The sequence below is a fragment of the Kitasatospora sp. NPDC041917 genome (assembly GCF_055589745.1).
Genome location: NZ_JBVJBI010000003.1, coordinates 52,416 through 67,541 on the forward strand (window position 1 = coordinate 52,416; position 15,126 = coordinate 67,541).

13 protein-coding genes are annotated in these 15,126 nt (G+C 74.8%); 7 read left to right on the plus strand and 6 right to left on the minus strand.

Translation table 11 applies throughout. The annotated features are described in order from the left end of the window. The first annotated feature begins 41 nt into the window (after nucleotides 1-41). Nucleotides 42-1,400 (plus strand): DUF2252 domain-containing protein, encoded by a 1,359-nt coding sequence (locus ACZ6EM_RS03985; RefSeq protein WP_401044977.1) that lies wholly within the window; start codon nucleotides 42-44, stop codon nucleotides 1,398-1,400. A 23-nt stretch (nucleotides 1,401-1,423) separates the two neighbouring features. Here ACZ6EM_RS03985 and ACZ6EM_RS03990 read toward each other — a convergent pair whose 3' ends face one another. Further along, complete coding sequence (locus ACZ6EM_RS03990; protein WP_465771593.1) at nucleotides 1,424-2,578, minus strand: Cmx/CmrA family chloramphenicol efflux MFS transporter; 1,155 nt, start codon at nucleotides 2,576-2,578, stop codon at nucleotides 1,424-1,426. Nucleotides 2,579-2,888: 310 nt separating this feature from the next. On the opposite strand from ACZ6EM_RS03990, the gene ACZ6EM_RS03995 reads away from it, so the two are divergent. After that, on the plus strand, nucleotides 2,889-3,398 hold the full coding sequence (locus ACZ6EM_RS03995) for a hypothetical protein (RefSeq protein WP_465771594.1): 510 nt from the start codon (nucleotides 2,889-2,891) through the stop codon (nucleotides 3,396-3,398). A gap of 199 nt (nucleotides 3,399-3,597) precedes the next feature. Further along, nucleotides 3,598-4,515, plus strand: coding sequence for a DUF6891 domain-containing protein (locus ACZ6EM_RS04000; RefSeq protein ID WP_401044992.1), 918 nt, complete (start codon nucleotides 3,598-3,600; stop codon nucleotides 4,513-4,515). Nucleotides 4,516-4,733: 218 nt separating this feature from the next. Here ACZ6EM_RS04000 and ACZ6EM_RS04005 read toward each other — a convergent pair whose 3' ends face one another. Together ACZ6EM_RS04005 and ACZ6EM_RS04010 are read right to left on the minus strand one after the other, a co-directional pair. After that, nucleotides 4,734-5,642, minus strand: a complete 909-nt coding sequence (locus tag ACZ6EM_RS04005; protein ID WP_359897648.1) for a diacylglycerol kinase — start codon at nucleotides 5,640-5,642, stop codon at nucleotides 4,734-4,736. Further along, on the minus strand, nucleotides 5,639-7,207 hold the full coding sequence (locus ACZ6EM_RS04010; protein ID WP_401044983.1) for an FAD-binding oxidoreductase: 1,569 nt from the start codon (nucleotides 7,205-7,207) through the stop codon (nucleotides 5,639-5,641). The genes ACZ6EM_RS04005 and ACZ6EM_RS04010 overlap by 4 nt, the downstream gene beginning before the upstream one ends. Nucleotides 7,208-7,281: 74 nt before the next feature. Between ACZ6EM_RS04010 and ACZ6EM_RS04015 the strand changes: the two genes are divergently transcribed. Then, the gene (locus tag ACZ6EM_RS04015; protein ID WP_452177618.1) at nucleotides 7,282-7,890 is read left to right on the plus strand and encodes a TetR/AcrR family transcriptional regulator; all 609 of its coding nucleotides are present in this window, start codon (nucleotides 7,282-7,284) and stop codon (nucleotides 7,888-7,890) included. Beyond that, the gene (locus ACZ6EM_RS04020) at nucleotides 7,887-9,482 is read left to right on the plus strand and encodes a glycerol-3-phosphate dehydrogenase/oxidase (protein WP_465771595.1); all 1,596 of its coding nucleotides are present in this window, start codon (nucleotides 7,887-7,889) and stop codon (nucleotides 9,480-9,482) included. The genes ACZ6EM_RS04015 and ACZ6EM_RS04020 overlap by 4 nt, the downstream gene beginning before the upstream one ends. 122 nt (nucleotides 9,483-9,604) lie before the next feature. Here the strand turns inward: ACZ6EM_RS04020 and ACZ6EM_RS04025 are convergent, their stop codons facing one another. Together ACZ6EM_RS04025 and ACZ6EM_RS04030 are read right to left on the minus strand one after the other, a co-directional pair. Then, complete coding sequence (locus ACZ6EM_RS04025) at nucleotides 9,605-10,015, minus strand: hypothetical protein (RefSeq protein ID WP_465771597.1); 411 nt, start codon at nucleotides 10,013-10,015, stop codon at nucleotides 9,605-9,607. A gap of 138 nt (nucleotides 10,016-10,153) precedes the next feature. Next, nucleotides 10,154-10,447: a hypothetical protein gene (locus tag ACZ6EM_RS04030; protein ID WP_380352839.1), complete on the minus strand. Its 294-nt coding sequence runs from the start codon at nucleotides 10,445-10,447 to the stop codon at nucleotides 10,154-10,156. A gap of 352 nt (nucleotides 10,448-10,799) precedes the next feature. Between ACZ6EM_RS04030 and ACZ6EM_RS04035 the strand changes: the two genes are divergently transcribed. Continuing rightward, nucleotides 10,800-11,375: a TerD family protein gene (locus ACZ6EM_RS04035; RefSeq protein ID WP_359897655.1), complete on the plus strand. Its 576-nt coding sequence runs from the start codon at nucleotides 10,800-10,802 to the stop codon at nucleotides 11,373-11,375. On the opposite strand, the gene ACZ6EM_RS04040 is transcribed toward ACZ6EM_RS04035, so the two are convergent. Then, on the minus strand, nucleotides 11,357-12,745 hold the full coding sequence (locus ACZ6EM_RS04040; RefSeq protein ID WP_465771598.1) for an FAD binding domain-containing protein: 1,389 nt from the start codon (nucleotides 12,743-12,745) through the stop codon (nucleotides 11,357-11,359). The two genes, ACZ6EM_RS04035 and ACZ6EM_RS04040, sit on opposite strands and share 19 nt — an antisense overlap. A 329-nt stretch (nucleotides 12,746-13,074) precedes the next feature. Between ACZ6EM_RS04040 and ACZ6EM_RS04045 the strand changes: the two genes are divergently transcribed. After that, a complete protein-coding gene (locus tag ACZ6EM_RS04045) occupies nucleotides 13,075-15,117 on the plus strand; it encodes an oxidoreductase (RefSeq protein WP_465771599.1) in 2,043 nt (680 codons plus the stop codon). Nucleotides 15,118-15,126: the final 9 nt, after the last annotated feature.

Consider the following 15,126-nt stretch of genomic DNA (forward strand, 5'->3'; position numbering starts at 1 on the left):
CGTCGCGGGAAGAGGACCCGCCGACGGACGGAGCCGCCGCCATGACCACCCCCGCCGAACGCCGCCGCCGCGGCCGGGCCGCCCGGGAGCGGATCTCCCGCTCCGCCCACGGCCGGTGGATCCCCGCCGCCGACCGGCCCGACCCGCTCGACGTGCTGGAACGGCAGTGCGAGGACCGGATCACCCGGCTGCTGCCGATCCGCCGCGGCCGGATGGCGGCGAGCCCCTTCGCCTACCTGCGCGGCGCCGCCGCCGTCCTGGCGGCCGACCTCGGCGCCCTCCCCGAGACCGGCCTCACCGTCCAGCTCTGCGGCGACGCCCACCTGTTGAACTTCGGCCTGTACGCCTCACCGGAACGCGCACTGCTCTTCGACGTCAACGACTTCGACGAGACCCACCCCGGCCCCTTCGAATGGGACGTCAAACGGCTCGCCGCCAGCGTCGCCGTCGCCGCCCGCGACAACGGCCAGGACGAGCAGCGGGCGCGCCGGGCCGCGCTCACCGCCGTCCAGGGGTACGCGGACGCCATGCGGCGACTGGCCGGGAAGGGCGAACTCGACGTCTGGTACGCCCGGGTGGACACCGCCGACCTCCCGGCACTGCTGGGCAAGCCGGGACAGCGTAAGCAACTGGAGTCCGGCCTCGCCCACGCCCGCAGCCGCACCAGCCTGCAGGCCTTCGGCAAACTCACCGAGGAACGGGACGGGCGGCGCCGGATCATCAGCGCACCGCCGCTGATCGAACCACTGAAACGGACCGAACTGCGCGCCGTCGGCCAGGTGTTCAGCGACTACCGGTCGACCCTCCCGGAGTCCCGCCGGGTGCTGCTGGACCGCTTCCGCTTCGTCGACGCGGCGACCAAGGTGGTCGGCGTGGGCAGCGTCGGCACCCGGTGCTACATCCTGCTGCTGGAGGGCGGGAACGGGCGCGACCCGCTGTTCCTCCAGCTCAAGGAGGCCGGCCGGTCGGTGCTGGAGGACCACCTGCCGCCGCTGCGGGTGGACGCCGAGGTCGCCGTCCACCACGGCGGCCGCCGGGTCGTCACCGGGCAGCACCTGATGCAGGCCGCCAGCGACATCTTCCTCGGCTGGACCACCGGCCCCGCCGGGCGCCACTACTACGGCCGCCAACTGCGCGACATGAAGGGCTCGACGGAGATCGCCGACCTCACCCCCTCCGGCCTGCGCGCCTACGCCGAGCTCTGCGGCCGCACCCTCGCCCGCGCCCACGCCCGCACCGGCGACCGCCTCGCCATCGCCGGCTACCTCGGCAGCGCGGACACTTTCGCCGAGGCCGTCGCCGACTTCGCGCTGCGCTACGCGGACCGGACGGTGGCCGACCACGGCGAGCTGGTCGCGGCGATCGCCGCCGGGCGGGTGGCGGCGACCCCGGGGGTGTGAACCGAGGCCGGGGGCGGCCCGGCTCAGCCGAGCCGCGGTCGCACCGCCGCGACCAGCAGCGCGGCGGCGACCAGCAGGCCGCCCGCGTAGAACGGGCCGAGCTCGCCGGCCGCCGTGCCGAGGGAGGAGGCGGCCAGCAGCGGGCCGGCGGTGGCGCCGAGGTTGAGGGCGGCGGTCGCACAGGCGCCGGCCAGGGAGGGGGCCCCGGCCGCCTCGTACAGCACCCGGGTGATCAGCGTGCCGCCGACCGCGAAGGACAGCGCGCCCAGCAGGAACACCAGCGGCAGCAGCGCGTCCGGCGCGTCCGCCAGAACGGCGAGCGCCGGCCAGCCCGCCAGCAGCAGCGGGCCGCCGACCGCGAGGACCGGACCGGGACGCCGGTCCGCGAGCCGCCCCGCGACGGTGACCCCGGCGAACGAGCCGGCGCCGAACAGGACCAGCGCGACCGGCACCCACAGTTCGCCCAACCCGGCGGGTCCGGTCACCACGGGGGCGAGGAAGGTGAAGGCGCCGAAGGTCGCCGCGTTCACCAGCGCGGCGAGCAGCATCGCGCGGAGCAGCCGGGGGCTACGCAGCTCGGCGAGCTCCGCGCGCAGCGCCGGGGCGGCGGAGAGGGTGCGGTCGGCCGAACCGGCTTGGGGTGACAGGCCTTTGGCGATGCCGACGGCGGCCGGCAGGCAGAGCAGCGTGACGGCCCAGAACGCGGCACGCCACCCGAACGCCGCGCCCAGCACCGCCCCGCCCGGGACACCGGCCACCGTCGCGACCGTCGTCCCCGAGAGCAGCACGGCGAGCGCCCGCCCCTTGCGGTCCGCCGGGACCAGCGCGGCAGCGGTGGTCAGCGCCACGGCCAGGAACCCGGCATTGGCGAGCGCGGCCACCACCCGGGTGGCCAACAGCAGCGGGAAGCTCGCGGTGAGCGCCCCGACGGCGTGCGCCGCCGCGAACGTCAGCACGAACCCGAGCAGGCTGCCGCGCCCCGGCCGGTCGCGGACGAGAACGGCCATGAGCGGCGCACCGACCGCCATCCCGACCGCGAAGGCCGAGGTGAGCCCGCCGGCCGTCCCGACGGGGACGCCGAGGTCGGCGGCGAGGCCGGGCAGCAGCCCGGCGAGCATGAACTCCGAAGTGCCCATGGCGAACACGGCCAGGGCGAGCAGATAGAGCGGAAAGGGCATCGAGAGGCTCCGAAGCGGGGCGATGGGAACGAGAAGGACGGACGTCTCGTCACCGCACGCTCAACCCCCGGGCGGCGCGGACGTGGCGCTCGCTCGGACCTCGGTGGTTCAGTGCTTCCGGGTTTCAGGGGGCTGACGGCGCGTGACCGAAAGCCCCCACCCTGGATGCCTCAGGGCTCGACATGCCCGGCACGCTACCCGACCCTCCGCCGTCGGAGCACCCGGTTTTCCAGGTGGACGGGCCCGGTCCGCGGTCGTCCGCCTGCGCCGGGATCGTCACGCCGTCCAAGGTGCCCCGCAAGGGGGTTCGATGAATCGTGTGAGAATCGGCGGGGTCCTGGCCGCGACGGCCCTGTTGCCGCTGGCCGTGGGTGCGGTGGGGCGGTTGGAGTCCCGCAGTGGCGGACGGGCCGTGGTGGCCGACGCCCTGAACCGGCCGGTGCTGCTGGTCGGCGCGGCCGCCGTCCTGCTCCTGGCCGCGCGCCTGGTCCGCGGCCGTCGGGACACGGTCGGCGGGGTGGCGACGGCGGTCGGGGTCCTCGGGCTGCTGTCCGCGGTGGGCGCGTCCGTCCTCGGCTCGTTCCAGGAGCCGGTCCGCTCGGACATCCGCACGAGCTCCCCGGGCCGGACGGACCACGTCCTGACCGTGGTCGACCGCGGCTACTCGGAGCAGGAGAGCAACACCTTCCACATCGCACTGGAGACCGGCACCGGCCTCTCGGCCCGCCGCTGGCACGTCCTCACCGTCGACCCGGGCTCCGGCGAACCGACCCTCACCGAGAGCGTCGGCGAGCTGAAGTCCCTCGTCCAGAGGGCCTGAGCCCGGACGACGGGGGCGTTCGCCGCCGAGGAGCCGGTGCTGCGGGTGCTGTGCCCGTGGCAGTCCCTGCCGCGTGCTGCTGGAGACGGCGGCCGTGGCGGCGGCCGTGGCCTTCGTGGCCGGCCGGGTGCGGGCGCACCGGGTCTGAACTGCGGGATCGTCCGCGGGGATTGTCAGTGGCGTGTGCAAGGGTGACGTCATGCTGGCGATCGCGGTGCAGACGAACGAGACGCGGCACCTGAGGGTGTCCGCGGACGAACTGGCGGGGATGGTCCGGCGCATCGGTGCGCCGGACGACCGCTTCCTCGTCGTGGAGCGGATACCGGACCTGCCGGACGTGTACGTGCAGGTGTGGCACGCCGACGGCGAGGAGTACACGCTGGAGCACCGGGACGGTTCCGCCGAGCGGCACTTCGAGGTGCGGCTGGACGGGCCCGAGCCGGTGGTCGAGGCGATGACGGGCTGGGCGCGCGGTGCGGCGGGCTGGGACGAGGGCCTGGACTGGCGGCCGCTCGACCTGGGCCCGGCGCCGGAGCCGGTGCCGCCGATAGACCTGGAGGCGGGCGAGCGGAGGGAGTTGGAGGAGCGGTTGCGGCTGACGCTGGCCTGCGGCTACACCGACCGTGCCGGGCTCGCCGAACAGGCCGAGGAGCACCTGGTCGCGCGCGACCGCCGCCCGCTCTCGCGCCCGCAGGCCGAGCAACTCGCCGACCGGCTCTGGCTGGAGCGGGTCGGCGAGCAGAGCGGCTGGATCGGCGAGACGGATCCGGAGCGCCTGACCAGGGCCTTCGCCGCCCTGGAGGCGGGCGGCCTCACGGCCCGGGAGGACTTCGGCTGCTGCCGCTCCTGTGCCGACGCCGAGATCGCCGAGGCCGGCGCCCCCGAAGCGCGCGGCTTCGTCTACTTCCACGCCCAGTGCACCGAGTCCGCCGCCGCCGGCCACGGCCTGTCCCTGCTGTACGGCGGCTTCGACGGTTCCCGGGCGACCACCGTCGCGGTCGGGAAGGAGGTGGTCGCCGCCCTGGCGGAGGCCGGCCTGCCGACGGTCTGGAACGGCGACCCGTCCCACGCGATCGAGATACGCCCGCTGCTGTGGCGCCGCCGCCTGGGCGCGTGAGACCGGGGGGCGGCAGCCGGCGGGTGGTCAGGTGCGCCGGCGGGTCCAGCGCCAGTAGTTGGTGAGGCCGAGGCCGGCGCCGAGGAGGACGGCGCCGACGGGGATGAGGGGGAGCCACAGGGTGGCGACGGCCGCGTACTCGACGACCGCCCTCCCGCCGGTGACCGGTGACTGATGCCGCGGTCCGGCCCGTGGGACCGGACCGCGGCATCAGCCTGTCACGGCACCAGCACCCGCAGGGCGTCCTTGGCGACCGCGACGTCCACCGGGAGCGGGGCGATGAACTCCCCGTCGGCGTAGGCGGTGATGCCGGGGGACTCGATCCGCAGGGACTCGGTGCGCAGCGTGGTGACCTCCGGGTAGGTGACGTGGGTGCCCTTGAAGAGGGTCGGGAAGAAGCGGGCGATGCGCAGCCGGGGCATGGCGTCGACGAGGGTGAGGTCGAGCAGCCCGTCGTCGGGGAGGGCGGCGGGGCACATCAGCATGCCGCCGCCGTAGCTGCGGGTGTTGCCGACGGCGGCCAGGGTGAGGTCGCGCTCGATGACGGTGCCGTCGGCGAGGGTGATGCGGAACGGCAGCGGGCGCAGGTTGGCGAACTCGGCGAGGATGGCGAGGTTGTAGCGCATCCGGCCGCGCGGCCAGCGCAGCCGGTTGGCGCGGTCGCTGACCAGGGAGTCGAAGCCGGTGGCGAGGACGGAGCCGTACCAGCGGACGGCGCCGTCCGGGCCGGTGATCCGGCCGAGGTCGATGCCGCGGGTGCGTCCGGCGGCGATGACGTCGGCGGCGGCTTCGGGGGCACCGAGCGGCAGGCCGTACTCGCGGGCGTGGTCGTTGCCGGTGCCGGCGGGTATCACGCCGAGCGGGACGGGGGTGCCGGCCAGGGCCTGGAGGGCGAGGTTGATCATGCCGTCGCCGCCGACGACGGCCACCGCGTCCACCCCGCCGGCCACCGCCTCGCGGGCGAGGCGGACGGCGTCCTCGGGGGAGCGCCCGGCGTGCGGTTCGACCTGGACGCCGAGGGCCCGCAGCCGGGCGGTGGCCCGGTGGGCGGCGGGTTCGGCATGGCCGGCGCCCGCCGCCGGGTTGGTGAGAACGGCGACCCTGCGGACGGTTCTCACCTCGTTCACGGGATCAACTTGCCCGGGTTGAGGATGCCCGCCGGGTCGAGTTCGGCCTTGACGGCGCGCAGGATGCGCACGCCGAGGTCGCCGATCTCCTCGGTCATCCAGGGCCGGTGGTCGGCGCCGACGGCGTGGTGGTGGCTGATGGTGCCGCCGGCGCCGAGGATGGCGTCCCCGGCGGCGCGCTTGGCGGCGCCCCAGCGGGTGAGCGGCTCCTCGCCGAGGGCGGCGACGACGGTGAAGTAGAGCGAGGCACCGGTCGGGTAGACGTGCGAGACGTGGCAGAGCACGAGGGAGCCGGGCAGGGCGCCGGTGAGCGCCTCGGTGACGGCGGTGCGCAGGGCCGGCAGGCGGCTCCAGCTCGTCGCGGTCTCCAGGGTCTCGCACAGCGCGCCCGCGCTGAGCAGCGAGTCGCGCAGGTAGGGGGCGTTGAACCGGCCGTGCTCCCAGGCCCGGGCGGGGACCTCGCCGAGCGAGGTGCCGCCGGTGGCGAGCAGGGTGTCGCGGGTGAGCTGCAGGCGGGCGGCGACCTGGGCGGCGGTGCCCTCGAAGACGGTGACGGCCAGGCAGCCGGTGACCGCCGGGGCACCGCCGATCTGCTCGGTCATCGCCAGGTTGATCATGGTCTCGGCCTCGTCGGAGAGCCGGATCACGGTCGGGCCGGTGCCCTGCTGCTCGACGGCGCGCAGCGCGGCGGTGCCGGTGGCGAAGTCGGGGAAGCTCCACGCCTCGTACGCCTTGACGGCGGGCAGCGGGTGGACGCGCAGCCGGACGGCGGTGATCACGCCGAGGGTGCCTTCGGAGCCGAGGAAGAGCTGGCGCAGGTCGGGGCCGGCGGCGGAGGCGGGGGCGCGGCCGAGGTCGAGGATCCCGGCGGGGGTGACGACGCGCAGTCCGCGCACCATCTCGTCGAAGCGTCCGTACCCGGCGGAGTCCTGGCCGGAGGAGCGGGTGGCCGCGAAGCCGCCGATGGTCGCGTAGCGGAAGCTCTGCGGGTAGTGGCCGAGTTCCCAGCCGCGTTCGGCGAGCAGTGCCTCCGCGGCCGGGCCGGTGAGGCCGGCGCCGAGGACGGCTTCGCCGGAGGTCTCGTCGAGGTCGAGCAGCTGGTCGAAGCGGCGCAGGTCGAGGGAGACGACGGCGTCGAAGGCTCCGCGCTCGGGGTCGAGGCCGCCGACCACGCTGGTGCCGCCGCCGAACGGGACGACGGCGATGCGTCGTTCGGCGCACACCGCGAGGACGGCGGCGACCTCCTGCTCGCTGCCGGGCAGCACGACGGCGTCGGGGGCGTCCTGTGCCTCGCGGCTGCGGCGGCGCAGCAGGTCGGGGGTGGACTTGCCGCCGGCGCGCGGCAGCCGGTCGGCGTCGGCGGCGCTGACGTGGGCCTCGCCGACGGCGGCGGCGAGCGCCTTGAGGTCCTCGGCGGAGATCCGGGACGGGCGCAGGACGACCTCGTCGGCGCCGGGCCCGGGGGCGGCGTCGCCGGTGACGCCGAGGGCGGCGGCGAGCAGTCCCTTGATGTCGGCGGACAGTTCCTTGGCGAGGGCCGGGTCGCCCCAGGCGTCCCACTTCATCGGGGGGAGCGGAAGTGCGGCGCCGGCCGGTCCCGCTTGCGTCTCAGGTGCCATGCGTTACAGTTTCACACATCATGTCAAGTAGTAACGCTGAGCCTCAGACGCCGCCCCCGACCCCCGGGGAGCGCAGCACCGACGACGCGATCCTGGACGCCGCCGCCGACCTGATCGTCCATCTCGGCGTGCGCCGGACCCAGTTGTCCGAGATCGCCCGCCGCGCCGGGGTCAGCCGCCCGACCGTCTACCGCCGCTGGCCGGACGTCCGGGCGGTGATCGGCGCGCTGCTCACCCGGGAGATCCTGACCACCCTGGAGGGCGCCGGGCTGGACGTCCACGACCGGGAGACCCTCGTCGAGCGGGTCGTGGAGATCGCCGTCCGGCTGCGCGACCACCCGGTGCTCGGCGCGCTGCTGCACTCCGACGACTCCGACCTGCTGCTCCAGTACGTCGTCGAGCGGCTCGGCGCCAGCCAGCGCGGCCTGCTGGAGGCGCTGCGCGCCGGCATCGAACACGGCCAGGCGCACGGCTCGATCCGGGCCGGCGAGCCGCTCGAACTGGCCGCCATGGTCCTGCTGATCGCCCAGTCCACCGTCCAGTCGCACCGCATGGTCGCCTCCCTGCTGCCCGAGGCGGCCTGGCGGCGCGAACTGGCCAGAGCACTGAACGGATACCTCGCGCCATGACCCCCACCGCAGGCCCGCACGCGGGCCCGTACGCGGGCACCGGCCGGCTCGACGCCGCCCGCCGCACGCTGGAACTCCAAGCGCTCGGCGACGACCCCCGGATCGACCTCCTGGTCGTCGGAGGCGGCGTCACCGGCGCCGGAGTGGCCCTGGACGCGGCCTCGCGCGGCCTGCGCACGGTGCTCGTCGAGGCCCGCGACCTCGCCTTCGGAACGAGCCGCTGGAGCTCCAAGCTGGTGCACGGCGGCCTGCGCTACCTCGCCTCCGGGCAGATCAAGGTGGCCCGGGAGAGCGCCGTCGAGCGCGGCGTGCTGATGACCCGCACCGCCCCGCACCTGATCCGGGCGCTGCCCCAACTGGTGCCGCTGCTCCCCGACCTGCTGCGCCCGGGCCAGGCCGCGCTGATCCGCACGGGCTTCCACGCCGGGGACGCGCTGCGCCTGACGGCCGGCACCCCGGGCGCGCTGCTGCCCCGGGTGCGCCGGATCGACGCCGACCGGACCCGCCGGCTGGTGCCGGGTGTGCGGACGGACGGGCTGCGCGGCTCGCTGGTCGCCCACGACGGCCAACTGGTGGACGACGCCCGGCTGGTGGTCGCGCTGGCCCGGACCGCCGCGCAGTACGGGGCGACCGTGCTGACCAGGGTGCGCGCCGAGCAGGTCGACGGTACCTCGGCCCGGCTGGTCGACACCCTGACCGGGCGGGAGCTGGCCGTCCGGGCCGGCGCGGTGGTCAACGCCACCGGCGTCTGGGCGGGCGAGGTGGACACCTCGATCAAGCTCCGGCCCAGCCGGGGCACCCACCTGCTGGTGGACGCGGAGGCGCTCGGCCATCCGACCGCGGCCCTCACCGTGCCGGTGCCCGGCTCCACCAGCCGGTTCGTCTTCGCCCTGCCGCAGCAGCTCGGCCGGGTCGCGATCGGCCTGACCGACGAGGACGCCCCGGGTCCGATCCCGGACGAGCCGCAGCCCACCGAGGCCGAGCGCTCGTTCCTCCTGGACACCGTCAACGCCGCCCTCGCCACCGCCCTGACCGGCGCGGACGTGCGCGGCGCGTACGCCGGTCTGCGTCCGCTGATCGACACCGGGGACGGCAGCACCGCCGACATCTCCCGCGAGCACGCGGTACTGGAGAGCCCGTCCGGGGTGATCACCGTGGTCGGCGGCAAGCTCACCACCTACCGCCGGATGGCCGAGGACGCGGTGGACACCGCCGTCCGGCTGCGCGGCCTGCCCGCCCGCGCCTGCTGGACGGCCCGGCTGCCGCTGATCGGCGCCCCCGGTCACGGGGACAGCCGCCCGCTGCCGGCCGGCGCGGGGGCCGTCGGCGAGGTGCCCGCCTCGCTGCTCGCCCGCCACGGCGGCGCGGCCCACGAGGTGCTGGCGGCGGGGGAGTTGACGCCGATCGCGGAGGGTCTGGACGTGACCCGCGCCGAGATCGCCCACGCCGTCAGCCACGAGGGCGCGCTGGACGCGGCCGACGTGCTCGACCGCCGCACCAGGATCGGGCTGGTCGCGCAGGACGCGGACCGGGCCCGGAAGGCGGTCGAGGAGATCGTGGCGGAGTGCCTCGCGGAGGTTCAGGGGGGCTGACGCGTCGGGTGCTCGGCGTATCGGCGGTCGGTGCGTCGGGCGGAGCAGGGGGCGCTCGGCGCGCCGGGCGATTCGCTCGGCGGCCGTCCGACCGGCGTGTCGGGCCGAGGTCCGGGGGAGTGTCAGGCCGCGGCCCGGGGGAAGGGGTCGAGGTCCGGCTCCACCCAGGTGGTCCGGGCCCGCTCGGTCGCGAGCGTCCCCGGACGGTAGTGGCGGGCGAGCAGGTCCTTGTCGAGCAGGTCCGGGTGCAGGGCGGCGAACTGCTCGAAGCCCGTCGCGTCGTCGTCCGCGTGGAGGGCCACCAGCTCGACCCAGGCCCGGGTCATGGTGACGTGGAACTTCTGCGGCGCGCCGGCCTTGGTGGCGGTGCGCAGGATGCCTTCGCCGATCAGGTCGAGGGCGGCGGTGGCGCCGTGGCGGCGTACGGCGAGCCAGGTGAGCCGGACGTGCTGGCGGTGGCCGAAGCGCTCGGCGTCGGCCATCACCTCGCGCAGCAGCTCATCGAAGGCGTCGGGGGTCGCGGGGGTGGTCATGCGCAGGCCTTCGTCGTCTGTGTGGGGGTCGTGGGGCGCGGCTCGTGGGCGTCCGGCTCGTGGAGGCGGCTCGTCCGGGCCGACCCTGGATCGTACGGTTTTCCGATATTCAGGGGCAAACCACCCGAACGGGGTGTTTCAGCGCGCCGTGCGCTCGGGCATCGGGTGCTCGGCGCCGGACAGCTCCAGGACGCAGGCGAGCGGGTGCTCGGCCCGGCCGGTGCGGTCGAGCCGGACCGCGAGCGGCTTCGGCGGCTCCTCGGCGACCTGGGCGGCGAGGGTCAGCGGGTAGACACCGTGCCCGTGGACGCGGTGGAAGGCGCACTCCTTGCCGTCGACCAGCAACTCGGTCTCGGTGATCCAGCCGGACCGGACGTTGACGGTCACCGAGTGCCCGCCCCGGTCGAGGTGGAAGCTGTACCGCTGGCGCATCGGGACCTCCGGCGACCGGGCCTGCGACGAGGGGAAACGGGGGGACGAGCCGACGAGGGGAAATCCACTGCCAGTCTAGGGCGGGAGGTCGTCAGGGTGCTCGGCATGCGGAGCACAGCGCGCTGCGGATCGAGACCGACGCCGTGCAGTGACGGCGTGTCTTTACGGCGTGCAGTGACGCCGTGCAGTGACGCCGTGCAATGACGCCGTGACCTGCGCTGCGGCGGCTCCCGCGCGCGGTTCCCGTGCGCGACCCGGAGAAAATCCCGGGGCGGGCCCGCCTCCAGACGGATTCTCGTGATCTCTACAGTGTTGTAGATTCGTCCACAGGGAGAGATCCGAGGAGGGCATTGTGGGAGTTTCGCTGGCCAAGGGCGGCAACGTCTCGCTCAGCAAGGAGGCGCCCGGTCTGAGCGCCGTGATCGTCGGTCTCGGCTGGGACGTGCGCACCACCACCGGGGCCGACTACGACCTGGACGCCAGCGCGCTGCTGTGCAACGCGCTGGGCAAGGTGGTCTCGGACCAGCACTTCGTCTTCTTCAACAACCTCCGCAGCCCCGATGGTTCGGTCGAGCACAGCGGCGACAACCTGACCGGCGGCGGGGACGGGGACGACGAGCAGATCAAGGTCGACCTGGACCGCGTCCCGGTCGACGTGGCCAAGGTGGTCTTCCCGGTGTCGATCTACGACGCCGACGCCCGGCTGCAGAACTTCGGCCAGGTGCGCAACGCGTTCATCCGGATCGTCAACCAGGCCAACGGCCTGGAGATCGCGCGCTACGACCTGACCGAGGACGCCTCGACCGAGACCGCGATGGTCTTCGGCGAGCTGTACCGCAACGGCGTGGAGTGGAAGTTCCGTGCCATCGGCCAGGGCTACGCCTCCGGCCTGCGCGGCATCGCGACCGACTACGGCGTGAACGTCTGACCGTTGTCGTCGCCGCCGGCGGCGTCACCGGTGCCGTCCGCGCCACCATGGTGGACGTCACCACCGTCGACGTCGTCGACGTCCGTCCGCCCCGCGCGGGTTGACGTGGTTTCGGCGGTCGCCGCGAGCGCTCGGCCGGTACGGTCGAGCGCGTGGCCGCCGAAACCCCCGCCGCCGGTGAACTGGTGCTGCCACCAGGCGGCCATGCCCGGCTCGTCCATCCCCGTCCAGTCCGGCGCCCCGGTGACCTGGGCCCGGCCGAGGGTGCGGCCCAGCTCCACCAACTCCCGCCCGGACTCCGTCCGTTCGCGGTCGTAGGTGGCCAGCAGGGCCGACCAGGAGCCGGCCTCCCGCCCCGCCAGTTCGAAGGCGTGGGCGTCCTGCATCGCCTTGACCGCGCCGCTGGTGTTGTGCGGGCGCACCACGGTGGCGGCGTCCCCGCCGATGAGCAGCCGGCCGGCCGTGCGGCGCGGGGCCGCCAGGTCGTAGATCGGCTGCAGGAAGGTCCGTTCGCGCGGGGTCAGGGTGACCAGGCCGGCCCAGTACGGCGGCAGGTGCCGCTCGGCGAGCTGCCGCAGTTCGTCCAGCTGCCCGTCGAGGAGGCTGCCCGCCGGGATACTGGTCGGGCCGTCCAGCCGCAGCCAGGCGGGTGTGGGGGCGTAGAAGACCCAGTTCACCTGGGTGCGGCCGGGTTCGACCCCGGGGATGCGGTAGATCACCACCTGGCCGCCGGGGTAGCAGGCGGTGATGCACTGCTCCTCGGGCCAGGGCGCCGCGCCGCCGGGCAGCTCGGCGAGCAGGGCGGCGTCGTAGCTGCCGCGCCAGCACACGTACCCGGCGTACTCGGGTTCGGCCCGGGGGCAGACGGCCGCGCGGACCACCGAGCGGTAGCCGTCGGCGCCGATCACCAGGTCGTACGTCTCGCGGCCGCCACCCGCTTCGGCCCAGGCGCCGTCGGGCCCGTTGCCGACGGCCGTCACGGTGGTGCCCAGCCGGAACTCGACCTGCCGGGGCGTCCGTTCGCGCAGCGCCTGCCAGAGCACGCCCCAGTGGTGGGAGTGGAAGGGGAAGGGCTGGGCCCAGAGCAGCCGACCGCAGCCGTCCGGTCCGTCGCCCTCGCCGGCCGCGCCCCGGGCGACCCAGCGGCGGACGGTGAGGCGGTGGCGGCGGGTGTCCGCGTCGAGGTGCCCGGTCCGGACCAGTTCGTCGAAGCGGTCGTTGTGGGTGCACAGCCCCACGCCGCGGTCCTCCAGCCGGCCGGGGCTGCGTTCCAGCACCACCACGCGTTCCGCGCCGAGCCGGGCGGCGGCGCCGGCGAACGCGCTTCCGGCGATGCTGCCCCCGACCACGGCCACCGAGCCACCCCGCACGGCCGCTCCTCTCCCGAGCTCGTGTCGTCCCCGCGGCGCCGCGGCGATGTCCGGGACGCCGTTGCGTCGCCCCCGCGGTGTCCGGGGCACGACGATACGCCGCCGACCGGGTTCCGGCGGCGTGTTCGAGCCATCCGGAGGGCCGTCCGGAGGGTCGTCCGGTGGGGTCCCGGGGCGTCCGGTCGGGCGCCTCCGGGGGTCGTCCGGAGGGGTGTCCGGAGGTCCGTCCGGCAGCCCCGTCCAGCCTTATGCAACTAGTTGCATACCCCGCCGCCCGTCCCCTACCCTGCGGTAACAACGCCCCCCAGCCCGCGCCCCAGGAGACGTCGATGAGCGCCCACCCCGGCAGCAGCCGCTACCCGCACCTGCTCAGCCCGCTCGACCTCGGCTTCACCACCCTGCCCAACCGCGTGATCATGGGCTCCATGCACGTCGGCCTGGAGGAGGCCCCCGGCGGCTACGAGCGGATGGCCGCCTTCTACGCCGAACGGGCCCGCGGCGGCGTCGGCCTGATCGTCACCGGCGGCATCGCCCCCAACGAGGCCGGGCGCCCCTGGGAGGGCGGCGCGATGCTGACCACCGAGGAGGAGGCCGACAAGCACCGGACCGTCACCGACGCGGTGCACGCCGCCGGCGGCAGGATCGCCCTCCAGATCCTCCACTTCGGCCGCTACGCCTACCACCCCGACCTCGTCGCCCCCAGTGCGATCCAGGCCCCGATCAGCCCCTTCACCCCCAACGCGCTCACCGCCGAGCAGGTCGAGCAGACCATCGAGGACTTCGCCCGCTGCGCCGAACTCGCCCGCCGCGCCGGGTACGACGGCGTCGAGATCATGGGCTCCGAGGGCTATCTGATCAACGAGTTCGTCGTCGCCGCGACCAACCACCGCGAGGACGAGTGGGGCGGCCCGTACGAGCGGCGGATGCGCTTCCCGGTGGAGATCGTCCGCCGGGTCCGCGAGCGCGTCGGCGAGGACTTCATCATCGTCTACCGCCTCTCCATGCTCGACCTGGTGCCCGGCGGCTCCACCCTGGACGAGGTCGTGCAGCTCGCCCAGGCCGTCGAGGCCGCCGGGGCGACCATCATCAACAGCGGCATCGGCTGGCACGAGGCCCGCATCCCCACCATCGCCACCTCGGTGCCGCGCGGCGCCTTCGCCTGGGTCACGAAGAACGTGATGGGCAGGGTCGGCATCCCGCTGGTCACCACCAACCGCATCAACACCCCCGAGATCGCCGAGCGCCTGCTCGCCGAGGGCAGCGCCGACCTGGTCTCGATGGCCCGCCCGCTGCTCGCCGACGCCGACTTCGTCGCCAAGGCCCGGGACGACCGCGCCGAGGCCATCAACACCTGCATCGGCTGCAACCAGGCCTGCCTCGACCACACCTTCAACCTCCAGATCACCTCCTGCCTGGTCAACCCGCGCGCCTGCCACGAGACCGAACTCGTCCTCGGCCCCACCCGATCGCGCAAGCGGATCGGCGTCGTCGGAGCCGGCCCCGCCGGCCTCGCCTGCGCCGTCTCCGCCGCCGAGCGCGGCCACGACGTCACCCTGTACGACGCCGCCGAGACGATCGGCGGACAGCTGAACATCGCCCGGCGCATCCCCGGCAAGGAGGAGTTCGACGAGACACTGCGCTACTTCCGCACCCGGCTGGCCGAGCTGGCCGTCACGCTGCGGCTCGGCGCGACCGTCACCGCCGAACAGCTGGCCGAACAGGGCCACGACGAGATCGTCCTCGCCACCGGCGTCACCCCGCGAACTCCCGCCGACATCCCCGGAATCGACCACCCCAGCGTGCTCGGCTACCTCGACGTGCTGCGCGACGGCGCGACGGTCGGCGAGCGGGTCGCCATCCTCGGCGCGGGCGGCATCGGCTTCGACGTGGCCGAGTTCCTCACCGACCCGGGCGACGCGGCCAGCCTCAACCCGCCCGCGTTCCAGGCCAAGTGGGGCATCGACCCGGACTACCGCGAGCGCGGCGGCCTGCGCGCCCCGGAGCGGCCCAAGCCCCCGCGCAGCGTCCACCTGCTCCAGCGCAGGACCGGCAAGGTCGGCGCCGGCCTCGGCAGGACCACCGGCTGGATCCACCGCACCGAGCTCAAGCACCGCGGCGTGGTGATGGTCCCCGGCGTCACCTACGACCTGATCGACGACGCCGGCCTGCACCTCACCGTCGACGGCGAGCACCAACTGCTGCCCGTGGACACCGTCGTGCTCTGCACCGGCCAGGAGCCGCGCCGAGACCTGTACGAGGCACTGCGCGAGCGCGGCCTGCCGGCGCACCTGATCGGCGGCGCCGACGTGGCCGCCGAACTGGACGCCAAGCGGGCCATCAAGCAGGGCACCGAACTGGCCGCCACCCTCTGACCCGGTCCG